The organism is Bradyrhizobium sp. S3.2.6 (genome assembly GCF_040546885.1).
GTDB lineage: Bacteria > Pseudomonadota > Alphaproteobacteria > Rhizobiales > Xanthobacteraceae > Bradyrhizobium > Bradyrhizobium cytisi.
Genome location: NZ_JBEPOS010000001.1, coordinates 718,346 through 734,346 on the forward strand (window position 1 = coordinate 718,346; position 16,001 = coordinate 734,346).

16 protein-coding genes and 1 riboswitch are annotated in these 16,001 nt (G+C 65.2%); of the genes, 9 read left to right on the top strand and 7 right to left on the bottom strand.

Annotation, left to right across the window (positions count from 1 at the left end; all coding sequences use genetic code 11):
• Nucleotides 1-165 precede the first annotated feature (165 nt).
• The 3 genes from ABID58_RS03325 to ABID58_RS03335 all read left to right on the top strand — a co-directional run bounded on the left by ABID58_RS03325 (nucleotide 166) and on the right by ABID58_RS03335 (nucleotide 3,565).
• Nucleotides 166-1,368, top strand: a complete 1,203-nt coding sequence (locus tag ABID58_RS03325; protein ID WP_354031513.1) for an aspartate aminotransferase family protein — start codon at nucleotides 166-168, stop codon at nucleotides 1,366-1,368.
• Nucleotides 1,368-2,291, top strand: a complete 924-nt coding sequence (gene argF, locus ABID58_RS03330; protein ID WP_148750967.1) for an ornithine carbamoyltransferase — start codon at nucleotides 1,368-1,370, stop codon at nucleotides 2,289-2,291. The genes ABID58_RS03325 and argF overlap by 1 nt, the downstream gene beginning before the upstream one ends.
• A gap of 254 nt (nucleotides 2,292-2,545) precedes the next feature.
• Entirely contained in the window at nucleotides 2,546-3,565 is a 1,020-nt protein-coding gene (locus ABID58_RS03335; protein WP_354031514.1) for an Hsp33 family molecular chaperone, read from the top strand.
• Between the two features lie 138 nt (nucleotides 3,566-3,703).
• Here ABID58_RS03335 and apaG read toward each other — a convergent pair whose 3' ends face one another.
• Nucleotides 3,704-4,096 carry a Co2+/Mg2+ efflux facilitator ApaG/CorD gene (apaG, locus tag ABID58_RS03340; RefSeq protein WP_187435232.1) on the bottom strand — a complete coding sequence of 131 codons (393 nt, stop codon included), beginning with the start codon at nucleotides 4,094-4,096 and terminating at the stop codon, nucleotides 3,704-3,706.
• Between the two features lie 195 nt (nucleotides 4,097-4,291).
• Here apaG and ABID58_RS03345 point away from each other — a divergent pair, with 195 nt between their 5' ends.
• From ABID58_RS03345 to ABID58_RS03355, 3 genes are read left to right on the top strand one after another with little or no spacing between them, the layout of a single operon-like run.
• Nucleotides 4,292-5,557: an OpgC domain-containing protein gene (locus ABID58_RS03345; RefSeq protein ID WP_148754507.1), complete on the top strand. Its 1,266-nt coding sequence runs from the start codon at nucleotides 4,292-4,294 to the stop codon at nucleotides 5,555-5,557.
• Nucleotides 5,557-6,327 (top strand): SGNH/GDSL hydrolase family protein, encoded by a 771-nt coding sequence (locus tag ABID58_RS03350; protein ID WP_148754505.1) that lies wholly within the window; start codon nucleotides 5,557-5,559, stop codon nucleotides 6,325-6,327. Before ABID58_RS03345 ends, ABID58_RS03350 begins: the two co-directional genes overlap by 1 nt.
• A 12-nt stretch (nucleotides 6,328-6,339) precedes the next feature.
• On the top strand, nucleotides 6,340-7,341 hold the full coding sequence (locus tag ABID58_RS03355) for an SGNH/GDSL hydrolase family protein (protein ID WP_148754503.1): 1,002 nt from the start codon (nucleotides 6,340-6,342) through the stop codon (nucleotides 7,339-7,341).
• Nucleotides 7,342-7,474: 133 nt separating this feature from the next.
• Here the strand turns inward: ABID58_RS03355 and ABID58_RS03360 are convergent, their stop codons facing one another.
• Nucleotides 7,475-8,671 (bottom strand): O-succinylhomoserine sulfhydrylase, encoded by a 1,197-nt coding sequence (locus tag ABID58_RS03360; RefSeq protein ID WP_354031515.1) that lies wholly within the window; start codon nucleotides 8,669-8,671, stop codon nucleotides 7,475-7,477.
• Nucleotides 8,672-8,741: 70 nt separating this feature from the next.
• A riboswitch (SAM riboswitch) is annotated at nucleotides 8,742-8,821 on the bottom strand.
• A gap of 79 nt (nucleotides 8,822-8,900) precedes the next feature.
• Between ABID58_RS03360 and ABID58_RS03365 the strand changes: the two genes are divergently transcribed.
• From ABID58_RS03365 to ABID58_RS03375, 3 genes are all read left to right on the top strand, one after another.
• Complete coding sequence (locus ABID58_RS03365; protein WP_502916373.1) at nucleotides 8,901-10,037, top strand: 2'-deoxycytidine 5'-triphosphate deaminase; 1,137 nt, start codon at nucleotides 8,901-8,903, stop codon at nucleotides 10,035-10,037.
• A gap of 197 nt (nucleotides 10,038-10,234) precedes the next feature.
• Nucleotides 10,235-11,287 (top strand): hypothetical protein, encoded by a 1,053-nt coding sequence (locus ABID58_RS03370; RefSeq protein WP_354031517.1) that lies wholly within the window; start codon nucleotides 10,235-10,237, stop codon nucleotides 11,285-11,287.
• A 166-nt stretch (nucleotides 11,288-11,453) separates the two neighbouring features.
• Nucleotides 11,454-12,896 carry an MATE family efflux transporter gene (locus ABID58_RS03375; protein ID WP_354031518.1) on the top strand — a complete coding sequence of 481 codons (1,443 nt, stop codon included), beginning with the start codon at nucleotides 11,454-11,456 and terminating at the stop codon, nucleotides 12,894-12,896.
• Here ABID58_RS03375 and ABID58_RS03380 read toward each other — a convergent pair.
• The 5 genes from ABID58_RS03380 to ABID58_RS03400 form a co-directional block, all read right to left on the bottom strand.
• Nucleotides 12,893-13,330 (bottom strand): hypothetical protein, encoded by a 438-nt coding sequence (locus ABID58_RS03380; RefSeq protein WP_354031519.1) that lies wholly within the window; start codon nucleotides 13,328-13,330, stop codon nucleotides 12,893-12,895. The two genes, ABID58_RS03375 and ABID58_RS03380, sit on opposite strands and share 4 nt — an antisense overlap.
• A gap of 100 nt (nucleotides 13,331-13,430) precedes the next feature.
• Nucleotides 13,431-13,832, bottom strand: coding sequence for an SRPBCC family protein (locus ABID58_RS03385; protein WP_354031520.1), 402 nt, complete (start codon nucleotides 13,830-13,832; stop codon nucleotides 13,431-13,433).
• A 138-nt stretch (nucleotides 13,833-13,970) separates the two neighbouring features.
• Nucleotides 13,971-14,330, bottom strand: a complete 360-nt coding sequence (locus ABID58_RS03390; RefSeq protein WP_187435227.1) for a VOC family protein — start codon at nucleotides 14,328-14,330, stop codon at nucleotides 13,971-13,973.
• Between the two features lie 56 nt (nucleotides 14,331-14,386).
• On the bottom strand, nucleotides 14,387-15,226 hold the full coding sequence (locus ABID58_RS03395; protein ID WP_148754488.1) for a helix-turn-helix transcriptional regulator: 840 nt from the start codon (nucleotides 15,224-15,226) through the stop codon (nucleotides 14,387-14,389).
• Nucleotides 15,227-15,235: 9 nt separating this feature from the next.
• Nucleotides 15,236-15,814 carry a methylated-DNA--[protein]-cysteine S-methyltransferase gene (locus tag ABID58_RS03400; RefSeq protein WP_148754486.1) on the bottom strand — a complete coding sequence of 193 codons (579 nt, stop codon included), beginning with the start codon at nucleotides 15,812-15,814 and terminating at the stop codon, nucleotides 15,236-15,238.
• Nucleotides 15,815-16,001: the final 187 nt, after the last annotated feature.

Sequence of the window (16,001 nt, forward strand, 5' to 3'; positions counted from 1 at the left end):
GAATCTGGGTTTCGCGGGGCTTTCCGGGCGGCATTGACACCAATGGTGCCAAGCATAAGATAGTGATGCGTGCCGCCCTTAAAAGGCGGCACGTTTCGTTTTCCGGACCAATGATGCGCTGCGCAACGCAGTTTCAGGCCGTCCGAAACATCCAAAGAGACCATCATGGCTAACAGCGCAGCGCCGCACTTGCTCCCCGTTTTCGCCAGAACCGACATCGGTTTTGAGCGCGGTGAAGGCGTCTGGTTGATCGCAACCAATGGCGATCGCTATCTCGATTTCACCTCGGGCGTGGCGGTGAATGCGCTCGGCCATGCCCATCCCGCGCTGGTCAAGGCGCTGCAGGAGCAGGCCACAAAACTCTGGCACATGTCGAACCTGTTCCAGAGCCCGGACGGCGAGAAGCTCGCCGCGCGTCTCTGCAACGAGAGTTTTGCGGACTTCGTGTTCTTCTGCAATTCCGGCGCCGAAGCGCTGGAGGGTGTGATCAAGCTGGTCCGCCATCATCACTTCTCCAAAGGACATCCGGAGCGCTACCGCATCATCACCTTCGAAGGCGCCTTCCACGGCCGCACGCTGGCGACGCTGGCTGCGACCGGCTCTGCAAAATATCTCGAAGGTTTCGGTCCGCCGATGGACGGTTTCGACCAGATCCCGCACGGCGACATCGAGGCCGTGAAGAAGGCGATCGGTCCGCAGACCGCCGGCATCCTGATCGAGCCGATCCAGGGCGAGGGCGGCGTTCGTTCGGCGACGCCTTCTTTCCTGAGGGCGTTGCGCCAGCTCTGCGACGAGAAGGGCCTGCTGCTCGCCTTCGACGAGGTGCAGACCGGCATGGGCCGCACCGGCGATCTCTTCGCCCACCGCCGCACCGGCGTCACGCCTGACGTGATGTCGCTGGCCAAGGCGCTCGGCGGCGGCTTCCCGATCGGCGCGGTGCTGGCGACCGCAGATGCTGCCACCGGCATGGGGCCCGGCTCGCACGGCTCGACCTTCGGCGGCAATCCGCTGGCGATCTCGGCCGCGAACGCCGTGCTCGACGTCATGCTCAAGCCCGGCTTCTTCGACCACGTGCAGAAGATGTCGCTGCTGCTCAAGCAGAAGCTCGCCTCCGTGATCGATCGTCACCCCGATGTCGTCAGCGAGGTCCGCGGCGAGGGGCTCCTGATCGGCATCAAGGCCGTGGTGCCCTCCGGCGATCTGGTCGCAGCGCTGCGCAACGAAAAACTGCTCACCGTCGGCGCCGGCGACAATGTCGTGCGCTTCCTGCCGCCCTTGATCGTCACCGAAGCCGAGATCGAGGACAGCGTCGGCCGGCTTGAACGCGCCTGCGCTGCGCTCTCAGGCAACGAGCGGGCGGCCAGCTGATGAGCAAGACGCCAAAGCACTTCCTCGATATCAACGAGCTGCCGCTGTCGGAGCTCAAGAGCATGCTCGCGGCCTCCTCCGCCATGAAGGCGAAGCAGAAGGCGCATCAGCCGGTCAAGCCGCTCGAAGGCAAGACGCTGGCGATGATCTTCGAGCGCCCGTCGACCCGCACGCGCGTGTCGTTCGACGTTGCCATGCGCCAGCTCGGCGGCGAGCCCATCATGCTCACCGGCGCCGAGATGCAGCTTGGCCGCGGCGAGACCATTGCCGACACCGCGCGAGTGCTGTCGCGCTATGTCGACGCCATCATGATCCGCATCCTCAATCACGAGGCCCTGCTCGAGCTCGCGGCGAACGCGACCGTGCCCGTGATCAACGGCCTGACGCGGCGCTCGCATCCGTGCCAGGTGATGGCCGATCTCCTGACTTACGAAGAGCATCGCGGCCCGATCGAAGGTCGCACCGTGGCCTGGACCGGCGACGACAACAACGTGCTGGCGTCCTGGGCCCATGCCGCCGAGCGCTTCAAGTTCAACCTCAATGTCGCAACCCCGCCGGAGCTCGCTCCGAAGAAGGTGATGCGCGACTTCATCAAGGCCACCGGTGCGCCGATCGTGCTCGGCACCGATCCCGAGGCTGCCGTGAAGGACGCCGATTGCGTCATCACCGACACCTGGGTGTCGATGGGCGACAAGGAAGGCGAGCACCGTCACAACGTGCTCAAGCCCTACCAGGTCAATTCCAAGCTGATGTCGCTGGCCAAGCCCGACGCGCTGTTCATGCACTGCCTGCCCGCCCATCGCGGCGAGGAGGTCACCGACGAGGTGATCGACGGCCCGCAATCGGTCGTGTTCGACGAGGCCGAAAACCGCCTGCATGCGCAGAAGGGCATTCTGGCCTGGTGTTTCGACGCGGTGAAGTAACACTGTGGCGGGGCGAGGTGGCTGTGCGAGCGGCCCCATCCTCCGCTGTCGTCCCGGACAAGCGTAAGCGCAGATCCGGGACCCTTAACCACAGGAACCCCTTTTGGCGATGACTCGGAGTTGTCGTCGACAGCAATAGCGTAATCCTGTGGTTATGGTCCCGGGTTCGCGCTGCGCGCGCCCCCGGACGACACCGAATTCGAGGTCCCCTCGCGCCCCTTCCATTTCCCACCTCCGACCCCAGATAAAGCGCCATGGTTTCCCAATCCCCTGACATGAAAACCGGGCCCGAGGGCCCGGTTCGCGCGCCATCCGCGGTTCCGATCGATGACGCCGTGCTGCCCTACGAGGTCGACGCGCTCGATGTGCGCGGGCGGCTGGTGCGGCTTGGCCCCGCGCTCGACGAGATCCTGACCAAGCACGATTATCCGGCACCGGTCGGCAAGCTGCTGGGCGAGGCCATCGTGCTGACGACGCTGCTCGGCTCGGCGCTGAAATTCGAGGGCCGCTTCATCCTCCAGGCCCAGACCGATGGGCCGGTGTCATTTCTGGTGGTGGACTATCAGGCACCGGATCGCCTGCGCGCCTATGCGCGCTTCGATGCCGCGCGCCTCGGTGACGCCAAGAATACTGGCTCGCACTCCGGCGCGCTGCTCGGCCGCGGCCATCTCGCCATGACCATCGACCAGGGGCCCGACATGAGCCGCTACCAGGGTCTGGTCGCGCTCGACGGCGGCAGCCTGGAAGACGCCGCTCACGAATATTTCCTGCGCTCCGAGCAGATCCCGACGCGCGTGCGCCTCGCGGTCGGCGAGGAGTGGCGCTCGAGCGACGGCGGCAAGCATCGCTGGCGCGCCGGCGGCATGCTGATGCAGTTTTTGCCGAAGGCGCCGGAGCGCGCGCGGCAGGCCGATCTCCATCCCGGCGACGCGCCCGAGGGCGCCGAGGTGCACGCCGTCGCCGAGGACGATGCCTGGGTCGAGGCGCGCTCGCTGATCGAAACCGTCGAGGACGTCGAGCTGATCGATCCCGATCTCTCCGGCGAGCGGCTGCTCTATCGCCTCTTCCACGAACGCGGCGTGCGCGTGTTCAATCCGCTTGTCTTGAAAGCGCAATGCTCCTGCTCGCGCGACGCGGTCGCCTCCATGTTGAAGAGCTTCTCGCCGGATGACCGCTCGGCGATGGTCAAGGACGACAAGGTCGTCGTGACCTGCGAGTTCTGCTCATCGGTGTACGAGTTCACGCCGGATGAGGCGGGCGTCGAAGACGCGTAAGCGCCTATCTTTCGTCATTGCGAGCTATCGTAGGGTGGGCAAAGCGAAGCGGGCCCACCATCTTGCGTGTCGTGACCGGAATGGTGGGCACGGCGCTTCGCGCCTTTGCCCACCCTACAGCACCGTCACACCCGCCTCCTAATTCAACACCCGCTTGTTGTCCGGGCTGTCGAGCGAGAACGTCGGCACGTCGATCTCAAAACGTTCGCCGCTTTCGCTGACCATCTGGTAGCGGCCGGTCATGAAGCCGGAGGCGGTCGTGAGGGGCACGCCGGAGGTGTATTCGAAGCGCTCGCCGGGGGCGAGCGTCGGCTGCTCGCCGACCACGCCTTCGCCCTTGGTCTCCTGCTGCCGGCCGGTGGCGTCGGTGACGATCCAATGCCGCGTCTTGAGCTGCACGGTCTCGTCGCCGGAATTGGTGATGACGATGGTGTAGGACCAGAAATAGCGCGAGCGGTCGGCCGACGACTGCTCCGGAACAAAGTTCGGCTCGACGGTCACTTCGATCTGGCGGGTCACGGCGCGGTACATGATTGCCATCATAGCGAAATCCTCGCCGGGAACCAAACGCCGCTGGCGGCTTTCGCGACATCGTCCCGCCAGAATTGACAGGGAAGTACACCCCCAAAGAATACACCCGTATGTGATCCGGCCGCTTTGCGGGGCGGCGACTGGACCGGTACACTCCTCAAACGTTGCGATTTGCGGAAGGGTTTTTGGGCCCCGATGACCATTGCCGATCAAGTGACGGGATCGACGATCGCGGGAACCGCGGGTGCCAAGCCCGTGGAGGCCAAACCCGTGGCAGCGAAGCCGCGTGCACCCGCGATCACGCTGCCCGCCATCGGTGAGCGCGAGCTCAGGCTCGACCTGTTCCGGGGCCTCGCGCTGTGGCTGATCTTCATCGACCATTTGCCGCCGAATTTGCTGACCTGGTTCACGATCCGCAATTACGGCTTCAGCGACGCCACCGAGATCTTCATCTTCATCTCCGGCTACACGGCCGCCTTCGTCTATGGCCGCGCCATGCTGGAGAGCAGCTTCGTCATCGCCACCGCGCGCATCCTGCGCCGGGTCTGGCAGATCTATGTCGCCCACGTCTTCCTGTTCACGATCTTCCTCGCCGAGATCTCCTATGTCGCAACCAGCTTCGAGAACCCGCTCTACACCGAAGAGATGGGGATCATGGATTTCCTCAAGCAGCCCGACGTCACCATCGTGCAGGCGCTGCTGTTGCGCTTCCGTCCCGTCAACATGGACGTGCTGCCGCTGTATATCGTCCTGATGCTGGCGCTGCCGCTGATCCTGTGGTCGATGAAGTGGCGGCCTGACGTGACGCTCGCGCTCTCGGCCCTGCTCTATGCGGCGACCTGGGAATTCGACCTCTACTTCTCCGCCTATCCGAACGGCTTCTGGGCGTTCAATCCGCTCGCCTGGCAATTGCTGTTCGTGTTCGGGGCATGGTGTGCACTCGGAGGTGCGCGACGCATGTCACGCATTCTGGCGTCGCCCGTGACGATGTGGATCTCGATCGCCTATATCGTGGCGGCGTTCTACGTGACGCTGACCTGGTACGTGCCGCAGCTCGGCCATCTCATGCCGAAGCGGATCGAGCAGTGGATGTATCCGATCGACAAGACTGACCTCGACGTGCTGCGCTTCACGCATTTCCTGGCGCTGGCCGCGCTCACCGTGCGGTTCCTGCCGCGGGACTGGCCGGGCCTGAAATCGCCCTGGTTGCGGCCGCTGATCCTGTGCGGCCAGCATTCGCTGGAGATATTCTGCCTCGGCGTGTTCCTGGCCTTCGCCGGCCATTTCATCCTGGCCGAGGTCTCCGGTGGACCGGGCATGCATGCGCTCATTAGTCTCTCCGGAATCCTGATCATGTGGGGCGTTGCCTGGGTGATTTCGTGGTACAAGCGCGTGGCTGACAAGAGCGGTGCGAAAACCAAAAACGCCGTCGGCAATGCCGATCTGGCGGGAGGGGGCTGATGAAGGCGAAGGTTCTCCTGAGCCTGGTCCTGATATGCGGGTGCCTCGCCGCGCCTCCGGCGCGCGCGGGCGATGCCGTGCCTGCCGCGCCCGCAGCCTGCGAATTGCCGCCTTATCTGCTTGCCACCGACAGCCAGCTCCACAAGGTCGCCGAGACCGTCAAGGCCGGCAAGCCGCTCGAGATCCTGGTGATCGGCAGCCGCTCCACCACCATTCCATCCTCGGAGGACAGCTCCTATCCGGCGCGGATGCAGGCCATTTTGAAGGACAAGCTGCCGCCTGCGGAGACCGTGCACGTATCCGTAGAAATACAGAGCAAGAAGACAGCGGAGGAGGCCGCCGGAACCTTCGTTAAGCTGATGGAAGCAAAAACACCTACTTTGGTCATCTGGCAGACCGGGACCGTGGATGCTATCCGCTCCATCGATCCCGACGATTTCCGCGGCGCCGTGACCGAAGGGGTCGCTGCGTTGCAAAATGCAGGGGCTGACGTCGTCTTGATGAATTTGCAGTACAGCCCGCGTACCGAAACCATGATCTCGGCGCCGCCGTATCTCGATAATATGCGGGTGGTGGCGCAGGAGCATGATGTCCCGCTGTTCGACCGTTTCGCGATGATGCGGCAGTGGAATGATCAGGGTCAGTTCGACCTGTTCAGCCCCTCCCGGGGCCCCGAGCTGGCGAAACAGGTCCATGACTGCATCGGCCGGGCGTTGGCACAGTTCGTGATCGACGCTGCCCATCTGGGGCCGGCCCAGCAGCAAAATTGAGGTCTAGCGTTAATGAGTTCTCTCCGCCCTTTTGGCCTGTCGACATGGCTGGCCGCGCCCGCAGCGGCGGCGCTGCTGATGCTGACGCCTGTGGTGCAGGCACCTGCTCACGCTCAGGCTGCCCAGGCGACGCCCGCGCCGCAGCAGACCGCTAATCCCGCACCGGCATCACCATCCCAGACCACGGTCGCCGCGACCAGTCAGCAGGCTACCGAGCAGCGCGGCCTCACCTCGCGCGCCATCGACAAGGTGAAGCAGGTCGCGAAATCCGCTGGCGATATTTTCAGCCGCGTGCCGTGTCTTGCGCCGAAGGGCGGCTCGAAGGCGATGGGCTCGCTGCCGCATGTCGCGGCCAAGCTCGTTGCCGGCAAGCCTGTCGTGATCGTCGCGTTCGGTTCGTCGTCGACGGCGGGCTACGGCGCGAGCTCGCCGGACTTCAACTATCCGAACCGTCTCACCGCGCAGCTGCGCCGGCAATATCCCACCGCCAACATCACCGTCGTCAATGCCGGTGTCGGCGGCGAGGATGCGCCCGAGATGATGAAGCGCCTCCAGAAGGAGGTGATCGACGTGCATCCGGATCTCGTGATCTGGCAGGTCGGCACCAACGCCGTGCTGCGCAACCTCGATCCCGGCGACACCGCCAAGATAGTCGAGGACGGCATCACCCGTATCCAGGCCGCCGGCGATGCCGACGTCGTGCTGGTCGACCCGCAATATTCACCGCGCGTCACCGAGCGTCCCGAAAGCGCAAGCAAGATGGTGAAGCTGCTCGGCAAGATCGCCGAGCTTCGTCACGTCGGCATCTTCCCGCGCTTCGAGGTGATGCGCGACTGGCACGAGAAGCAGGCGCTCCCGGTCGAGAGCTTTGTCATTGCCGACGGCCTGCACATGAACGATTGGGGCTATGCCTGCTTCGCCCAGCTGCTCGGCGACGACATCATCCGCTCCGTCGGCCAGATCAAGCTGGGCGTGAACGTGCCCGCGGACGTGCGGACGTACCGGCCGATGTAGAGGCGAATAGCCGGTAGGGTGGGCAAAGGCGCGCTTTTCGCGCGCCGTGCCCACCATCTATCGGCATCGAGGTCGTGAATGGTGGGCACGCTTTCGCTTTGCCCACCCTACGAGACCGAGCCCTTGGCGCGCCTCACGCCTTCTCCAGCGCCGCGGTCAGATCCTCGATCAGATCATCCGCATGCTCGAGCCCGGCCGAGAAGCGGATAAACCCTTCGCTGATGCCGAGCGCGGCGCGATCTTCCAGCTTCAGTCGCTGATGCGTCGTGGTGGCCGGATGCGTGACGAGGCTCTTGGCGTCGCCGAGATTGTTGGAAATCTTCGCAAGCTTGAGCTCGTTGAGCACGCGGAACGCACCCTGCTTGCCGCCCTTGACCTCGAAGCCGACCAGCGTCGAGCCGCCGCGCATCTGCTTCCTCACCAGCGCCGCCTGCGGATGATCGGCGCGGCCGGGATAGACCAGCCGCGAAATTTTCGGATGGCTCGCCAGCACGTCGGCGATGCGCGCCGCGGTCTCCGTCTGCGCGCGCACGCGCACGCCGAGCGTCTCCAGGCCCTTGAGCAGGACCCAGGCGTTGAACGGCGAGATCGACGGTCCGGTCTGGCGCATGAAGTTGTGGATGTGCTCGGCGATGAAGGCTTCCGAGGACAGGATGATGCCGCCGAGGCAACGGCCCTGGCCGTCGATGTGCTTGGTCGCGGAGTAGACCACGACGTCGGCGCCGAGCGCGAGCGGGCTCTGCCAGATCGGCGTTGCGAACACGTTGTCGACGACGAGCCGCGCGCCGCCGCTATGCGCGATCTCGGCAATCGCGGGAATGTCGAGCACGTCGAGCGTCGGATTGGTCGGGCTCTCCAGGAAGAACGTCTTGGTGTTCGGCTTGAGCGCACGCTGCCACTGGTCGAGATCGGCTCCGTCGACCAGCGTGGTCTCGATGCCGTAGCGCGGCAAGAGATCCTGAATGACGTACAAGCACGACCCGAACAGCGCGCGCGATGCCACAACGTGATCGCCGGCCTTCAGCGGCGCCAGGATCGCGGTCGTCACCGCGGCCATGCCTGTTGCCGCCGAGCGCGCAGCCTCGGCGCCTTCGAGCTCGATCATGCGGCGCTCGAACATCGCGATCGTCGGGTTCGAATAGCGCGAATAGATGAAGCCGGGGTCCTCGCCCTTGAACCGCGCCTCGCACTCCTCGGCGCTGTTGTAGACGTAGCCCTGGGTCAGGAACAGCGACTCCGACGTCTCGCCATATTGCGAGCGCAGGGTGCCGGAATGAACCAGGCGGGTTTCGGGACGGTATTGCGTGGTGGACGCCGGGGACTTCGACATAGGATCTCCTCTGCGTGACCATCGAAAATGGTCACAAAAAAACCGGCCTGGATATCTCCACGGGCCGGGATCACAGAGGTCCCCGGCCTGTTTAGCGACTTATTTAACGTGGCTGCAAGCCGGCCGGCTCAAATCACCACGGGATAAGTCATGCTCATATTCCGCAATGCCCTTTCCGTCAAGACAGCCATCGGCTAGCCGTAAAAAACTGTATCTTCGGCATGTCCGGATGCATCCGACCCCTGACGAGGACCCCCGATTGACGTTCACGGTTGCCGCCGACGCCAATGGTATCCTGCCCGACCGCATGATCGCGGCGATGGCGGAGGCGGGCCTCATCCTGCCTGCCTACGACTTCGTCGAAAGCCAGATCCAGCCGGCGAGCCTCGACCTGCGCCTCGGCGACGTCGCCTATCGCGTGCGCGCGAGCTTCCTGCCCGGCCCCGGCGCCACCGTTGCCGAGCGCATCGACCAGTTGAAGCTGCACGAGTTCAGCCTCGCCGACGGCGCGGTGCTGGAGACCAACTGCGTCTACATTGTGCCGCTGCTCGAAAGCCTTGCGTTGCCGCCGGAGATCGTCGCTGCCGCAAACCCCAAGAGCTCGACCGGCCGGCTCGACGTCTTCACCCGCGTGATCGCCGACGGCACCCGCCGCTTCGACATGATCGGCGCCGGCTATCACGGTCCGCTCTATGCCGAGATCAGCCCGAAGACGTTTCCGGTGCTGGTCAGCGAGGGCTCGCGGCTGTCACAGGTGCGCTTCCGCACCGGTGACGCCATCCTCGACGCCGACGAGCTCGATGCGTTACATGCGTCCGAGCGCCTCGTCGATGTCGACGATGCGGATCTTGCCGGCGGCGTCGCCGTCTCGGTCGATCTCTCGGGCGCGAAGGGCACGGGCTTCGTCGGCTACCGCGCCAAGCGCCACACTGGTGTGGTCGATGTCGATCGTCGCTCCGGCTATGCGGTGGAAGATTTCTGGGAGCCGATCTCGGCGCGTCCCGATGGCAGCCTGATCCTTGATCCCGGCGAGTTCTATATCCTCGCGTCGAAGGAGGCGGTGCAGGTACCGCCCGATTACGCCGCGGAGATGGTGCCGTTCGATCCGCTGGTCGGCGAATTCCGCGTGCATTATGCCGGATTCTTCGATCCCGGATTCGGCTATGCCGGCGCCGGCGGCCAAGGCGCGCGCGCCGTGCTGGAAGTGCGCTCGCGCGAAGTGCCGTTCATCCTCGAGCACGGCCAGATCGTCGGCCGCCTCGTCTACGAGAAGATGCTGTCACGCCCCGACGCCATGTACGGCCAGCGCATCGGCTCCAACTACCAGGCGCAGGGCCTGAAGCTGAGCAAGCACTTTCGGGTGTAGCTGCATCCGCGTCCTCCGCCGTCATTCCCCGCGAAGGCGGGGAATCCAGTACACTGCGGCCCATCGATTCAATCACAGCCGTCCCTGGAATACTGGATCGCCCGGTCTCCGCCGGGCGATGACAGCGAGTGCGTGTCCGGTTGCGCCGTCCCATCCGCGATGACACACTCCCGCAAAACAACAAGCTGGGAGCGAACATGACCGCCGCACCAGATTCCGCGCAAGAAGCTCAATGGAAACGCTGGCGCGCGGTCGCCGACCTCTACCACGCTTATTTCACCGGCCTGATCCTCACCGTCGTCACCCGACGCGGTACGGCGGACGCGGCCGAATTCGTCTTCCGCGTGTTCCGCCGCCAGCAGCAGGAGCGCTTTCTGCCCGGCTTGCAAAAGCTAGGGCTCAGCCATTTGCCGCCGGCGGTGGCGGCTGCGCAATATCACTATCTCTCCAACTGGATCGGCGGCGTCCACGTCGAATACATGTATGAGAGCGACACCAAAGCCTGGATCCGCTATCCGCCGCCGCGCTGGATCTGGAAGGGCGCTGCGATCTGCGGCGTGCCGGGCGAAGTCTCGCGCGCGATGCTGCGCGGCTGGCACGCCAACAACGGTGCGGCGCTTGGCGATCTCCGCCTGGGCTTCGTCTGCACCAAGCAGAGCGTTGATGGGCAGGATGGGCTCGAAGGCTACTATCATCAATACGACCATCCGCTCGAGCTCGACCAGCGCCTGGTGTTCGCTCGGCATCTCGAAGCACCGCTGTTCGACGCGAAGACCGCCCCGGCTTTGCCTGTCGCGAGCTGGCCGAGGCCGCGGCTTGAAAAGGCCTATCGCAACTACGCGATGGAATATGTCCGCACCGCCGCGCCCGTGATGGTGCAGCTATTCGGGCCGGAAGATGCCGGCTATCTCCTGCACCTCACCGGCAAGCTGATCGGCATGCAGTATTTCGACGAGGTCGCAGCCGCGCTGTCGGCGACACGCGGTGGCGCGAGCGAGTTCGCATCGTTTCTCAAGGGGCTGTTCGCGGCGCAGGACGACGCAGCGGAGATCACGACGTCCGAAGGCAGCATCGAGATCAGCCAGCAAAGCTGGACGCTGATGGATGACGTCACCGATTATCATCGTGCCTGCGCGAAGGTGCTGGAAGGGCTGTTCGAAGGGCTCGCTGCGGGATGCGGCCGGCACATCCGGGTGCATTTGCGTCCGACAGCAGGCGGCCGGCCGCCGCTGGTCTGGACGGTCGGGTAATTCCACCACTTGAAATGCGCTGCCGCAGGGCACGCCTGCACCTGACGCAGGAGGAATCGGGGCCTGTCGTGCTAACACGTACCTATCGCGCCTTCCGCGCGAGGAAATAGATTAGCACACCTATGCATTGCTGCGCCGCAAACGGCGCTTTTGCCCGGGAGAGGGAATGACGGACATCGCCGAAATCCCGGTCGATGAGCAGGAACGTCCGCTGTCGCCGCCTCCGCGCCCGATGCGGAGCGCGCTGACCGATGGGCCGATCCTGCGCACGCTGCTCAGTCTCGCCTGGCCGAACGTCGTCGCGCTGTCCGCCGGCACCTGCGTGGTGATCGCCGAGACCTCCTATATCGGGCGTCTCGGCGTGGAAGCGCTGGCGGCGATGGCGCTGGTGTTTCCGACAGTGATCCTGACCATGACGATGTCCGGCGGCGCCATGGGCGGCGCGGTCGCTTCGGCCATCGCACGTGCGCTCGGCGCCGGCGATCGCGAGCGTGCCGGGACGCTGGCCGCGCATGCGCTCCTGATCGGCATCACCTTCGGCGTCGTCTTCATGCTGGGCATGCTGATCTTCGGACCCCAGGTGCTCACGATGCTCGGCGGCCGTGGTGAAGTGCTGACGCATGCGATCGCCTATACGCAGGTGTTTTTCGGAGGTGCCGTGTTGCCCTGGCTTCTCAACACCATGGCGGGCGTGCTGCGCGGCACCGGCAACATGAAGCTGCCATCGCTGTTGATGCTGAATTCCGCGGTCATGCAGGTCGTGCTTGGCGGCACGCTGGGCCTCGGACTCGGGCCCGTGCCGCAGTTCGGCATGCGCGGTGTCGCGGCGGGCTCGCTGATCGCCTATTCGATGAATATCTGCGTGATGGGCTGGTTCCTGTTCTCCGGCCGCGCACGAATCGTGCCGAAACTGCGCGGGCTTCGCATTCAGTGGGCGATGTTCTTCGACATCCTGAAGGTCGGCGCGATCGCCTGCTTCTCGCCGCTGCAATCGGTGCTGACGATCTCGATCTTCACCCACATGCTGGCCAAATTCGGCACTGCGATCCTCGCCGGCTATGGCATCGGCGCGCGGCTCGAATTCCTGCTGACCTCGATCGCATTCTCGTTCGGCATCGCGTCGGTGCCGATGATCGGCATGGCGGTGGGTGCCGGTCGCATCGCCCGCGCCCGGCGCATCGCCTGGATCGCGGGCGCGAGTGCTTTCGTCGCTGTCGGCGCGCCGGCCTGCCTCGTTGCGCTGTTCCCCGACCTCTGGGTCAACATTTTTACGGACAGCGCCACCGTGCGCGCGACCAGCCATCAATATCTCTCGACGGTGGCGCCGTTCTACGCCTTCATCGGCCTCGCCTCGACGATGTACTTCTCGTCGCAAGGCGCGGCCAAGGTGATCGGCCCGGTGCTGGCGCAGACGGCGCGACTGACCTACATCGCGACCTGCGGCTGGTGGTTGTCGACGCATGACGCCACTGCGCAAAACTTCTTCTGGCTGGCCGCAAGCTCGATGGTCGTGCTCGGCCTGCTGTCATGCTCCAGCGTGGTGCTGACCCGCTGGGGGCCGCGCGCGACGAAGCCGGCCGTGCGTCCGGCGCTGTCGGTTGTAGACTAGCGATGCTTGTGGCGGCGATGACCGCCGCCGCCGAGATTGGCGAGCCGCATCAATTGCGGGATCATCGCCATCATGTCGCCGCCGCCGCCCAGCATGCCCGTGATATCGCCGTCGCCCATCGGTGCGTAGCCACCGTAATTGGGCGCGCCGAACCCGCCGCCCATACCGCCGCCACCCATCACGCCACCGAGCCCGCCGCCGCCATTCTCCATCATGCGGCTCATCATCGGGCCCATGGTCTGCATCAGCGTGGCGAAGCGGCGCTTGCCCATCTTCGCCTTCATCATCTCCAGCATCGGCGCCATCTGGGTCATCATGTCCTCGCCGCCGGTACCCCCACCGCCGAGGAACTGCGCCTTCGCCGGCGTGCTCGCGACCGAAAACAGCAGCAGCACTGCGGCTGCCTGGCAGATCACCTTGTCCGCACCTCTCATGGCATGCTCCTCGCGTGCGTGGCGTCGCCGGGAGAGCGAGGCCAACCGGACGCACGCGGCCATGGTTACGGCTGACGAGAGCGGGGCTCTGTGAGAAAGATCACGTAGCCGGAGGCGGGAAGGCCTTTCGCATGGCGATCACGGCCTCCCTGGTCTGCCCCTGAACGTAAGGCGCGAGCTCGTTCGGCAGCATGTCGATAATCCAGACCAGGCGGCATTTCGCCTCGCCGTCGGCGATCACCTGCACCGAGGCGCTGTAATGCGTCAGCCGTTCGCTGTTGATTGCGTAGACCAGCCGTTGTCGCGCGTCGTCGCAATCGACCAGCACCTCGCGTGCGACCGAGCCATTGGCGAAGGTGACGAAGCGTGCATCGCCGTCGAGCTGGCAAGCGGTGACAAAGCCCGGCACCAGCCGCCGATGCAGCGCGCCGAAATCGCGTACCGCGTCCCAGACACTGCAGGCCGGGGCGGAGAGGGGGACGTCGTTGTGGATGGAGGCCATGGAGGTGTCCTTGATTGAGAAGGTAGGGTGGGCAAAGGCGCAACGCGCCGTGCCCACCATTTATCGGCATCGTCGCGCGACATTTGGTGGGCACGCTTCGCTTTGCCCACCCTACGAAATCTCGTGCGCAGTGAGCGTTCACACGCAAACCGCCTCGACATTGTTGCCATCAGGGTCGATCAAAAACGCCGCGTAATAGGTCGGGCTGTAATCCTTGCGCGGCCCGGCGCCGCCGTTGTCGCGGCCGCCGCTCTTCAGGCCTTCGCTGTGAAACGCCTTTACCGCATCGTGATCCCCGGCGCGAAACGCGATATGCGCGCCGTCTGCCTTGCGGCCCTTGTTCAGGTGCAGCCAGAGCGCGGGCTCGCCCTTCGGCCCGAACCCGGCATAGCCGTCGCCGCTCGAGCACAGGACATAACCGAGCGGCGTCAGCACCGCCGTGTAGAAGCGCGTGGCGGCGTCGAGGTCGGCAACCCGCAGTCCGATATGGTCGTACATGGTCATCTCCATTGCAAAGCGCGCCGCGTGGTGGCGCGCGCCGGAGACGACCCTAGTCAGTTGAGGGCAAGCCGCTCTTGGAGAATCTTGCGCTCGCCCTTCGCAGCCTGCCGGAACTTGGTCGGCGACACGCCCGCGGCGCGATGAAACGTGCGGACGAAGTTGGAGAGGTCGCCGAAGCCGACGTCATAGGCGATGTCGGTGACCGCGATGTCGTCGTCAGCGAGCAGGCGCGCCGCGTGCCGCAGACGCGAGCGCACCAGATATTGATGCGGGGTGACGCCGAGCACGTTGGAGAACAGCCGCAGGAAATGGAACGGGCTCAGATCGGCGAGACGCGCGGCCTGTTCGAGGTCGATCTCGGCATGCGAGTTGTCGTCGATCCACAATGCCGCCTCGACCGCGCGGCGGCGGTCGCGTGTGGTCGGCGTAGCCGGCTTGCGCGGCTTGCCCGAGACCATATCGACAAAGCGGCCGGCGAGGATCTGGCCGATCTCGTCGAGGCCGAGGTCGCTGTTGCCATCTGCCGCCGTCTGGGCGAGCTCGCCCAGCACCATCAGCTCGGGCAGCGGCGGCGTCGCGCCGACCTGCCACGTCTCGCGTCGCCCGCCGAGCGCCTCGACCAGCTCCTCGCTGAAGAAGAACGACAGGCAGACGTCGCCGCAGACGTGCTCATGCGTGCAGGTGTATTCGTCGCCGGGCGCGCCGACCAGCAGCGATCCCGCCACCAGCTCGAAGAAGCCGGCGCGGCAATGGCAGCCGAAGCTCCCGGAGCGGACATAGGCGATGGAATGACCGGTGCGGCACTCGGCAAACGGCTTGTCGCCCGGTCCCGCGTCGCAGCGAAACTCGGAGACCGTCATCGCTTGTGACGTCAGCAGCGTGGTCGCATCCATCGCACCTATCTAGGTGGGTGAGCGCGGCGGGGCAACGGGCAGCAGCACCTCGAACAGCGTCTTGCTGGCGATCGGATGAGCGCCCTCAAGCGCCAGCAGCCGCCGCTTGGAGATCACCCCGCCGTAAGGCGAGATCCGGTCGGCATAGCCGCCGGCCTCGATCACCCGGTGGCAAGGCACGATGATCATGTAGGGATTCCGGGAGATCGCCTGCGCCACCGAATGCGCGGCGCCCGAAGCGCCCAGTGCCTTGGCGATCTCGTGATAGGTGCGCGTCTCCCCGCGCGGGATGGTGCAGGCATATTCGTAGACCCGCCGGTCGAAGGCGGGCACGCCGCCGGCGTCCAGGCTGACGTCGGAAAAGTCGGGATCGCTGCCCTGCAGCAAGGTCAGGATGCCCTCGATCGCAAGCTCGGTGTTGAGCGGGACCGCCTGCTCGCGCGCCTCGGGATGGACCTGAAAAATCCGGCGGCGGGTGTCGATCTCCCGCACCTCCGGCAATTGCACGGCCACGACGCCGGAATTGCTCCAGACGATGCCGCAACGGCCTATGGCCGTGCCGAATATCGCGTAAGCACGCCCCACCATGCGCACGCCCCACACGCTGTACGTTCCTCAACCCGGCAGCGATCATAACACCGCCACAATCCGGCGCACCTGGAATCTTACCAGGACGTTAACAACCGTCCGGCCTGACGCGCCAAAGCGCTTGGCGCCGGACACCGTCTCGGCTAATCAGGACGGACGCGGGACACGCGCATCCGCGGGCGTAGTT

Coding starts and splice junctions, on each gene's coding strand:
- ABID58_RS03325 (WP_354031513.1), top strand. CDS start 166: ATGGCTAACAGCGCAGCGCCGCACTTGCTCCCCGTTTTCGCCAGAACC.
- argF (WP_148750967.1), top strand. CDS start 1,368: ATGAGCAAGACGCCAAAGCACTTCCTCGATATCAACGAGCTGCCGCTG.
- ABID58_RS03335 (WP_354031514.1), top strand. CDS start 2,546: ATGGTTTCCCAATCCCCTGACATGAAAACCGGGCCCGAGGGCCCGGTT.
- apaG (WP_187435232.1), bottom strand. CDS start 4,096: ATGTACCGCGCCGTGACCCGCCAGATCGAAGTGACCGTCGAGCCGAAC.
- ABID58_RS03345 (WP_148754507.1), top strand. CDS start 4,292: ATGACCATTGCCGATCAAGTGACGGGATCGACGATCGCGGGAACCGCG.
- ABID58_RS03350 (WP_148754505.1), top strand. CDS start 5,557: ATGAAGGCGAAGGTTCTCCTGAGCCTGGTCCTGATATGCGGGTGCCTC.
- ABID58_RS03355 (WP_148754503.1), top strand. CDS start 6,340: ATGAGTTCTCTCCGCCCTTTTGGCCTGTCGACATGGCTGGCCGCGCCC.
- ABID58_RS03360 (WP_354031515.1), bottom strand. CDS start 8,671: ATGTCGAAGTCCCCGGCGTCCACCACGCAATACCGTCCCGAAACCCGC.
- ABID58_RS03365 (WP_502916373.1), top strand. CDS start 8,901: ATGCATCCGACCCCTGACGAGGACCCCCGATTGACGTTCACGGTTGCC.
- ABID58_RS03370 (WP_354031517.1), top strand. CDS start 10,235: ATGACCGCCGCACCAGATTCCGCGCAAGAAGCTCAATGGAAACGCTGG.
- ABID58_RS03375 (WP_354031518.1), top strand. CDS start 11,454: ATGACGGACATCGCCGAAATCCCGGTCGATGAGCAGGAACGTCCGCTG.
- ABID58_RS03380 (WP_354031519.1), bottom strand. CDS start 13,330: ATGAGAGGTGCGGACAAGGTGATCTGCCAGGCAGCCGCAGTGCTGCTG.
- ABID58_RS03385 (WP_354031520.1), bottom strand. CDS start 13,832: ATGGCCTCCATCCACAACGACGTCCCCCTCTCCGCCCCGGCCTGCAGT.
- ABID58_RS03390 (WP_187435227.1), bottom strand. CDS start 14,330: ATGTACGACCATATCGGACTGCGGGTTGCCGACCTCGACGCCGCCACG.
- ABID58_RS03395 (WP_148754488.1), bottom strand. CDS start 15,226: ATGGATGCGACCACGCTGCTGACGTCACAAGCGATGACGGTCTCCGAG.
- ABID58_RS03400 (WP_148754486.1), bottom strand. CDS start 15,814: ATGGTGGGGCGTGCTTACGCGATATTCGGCACGGCCATAGGCCGTTGC.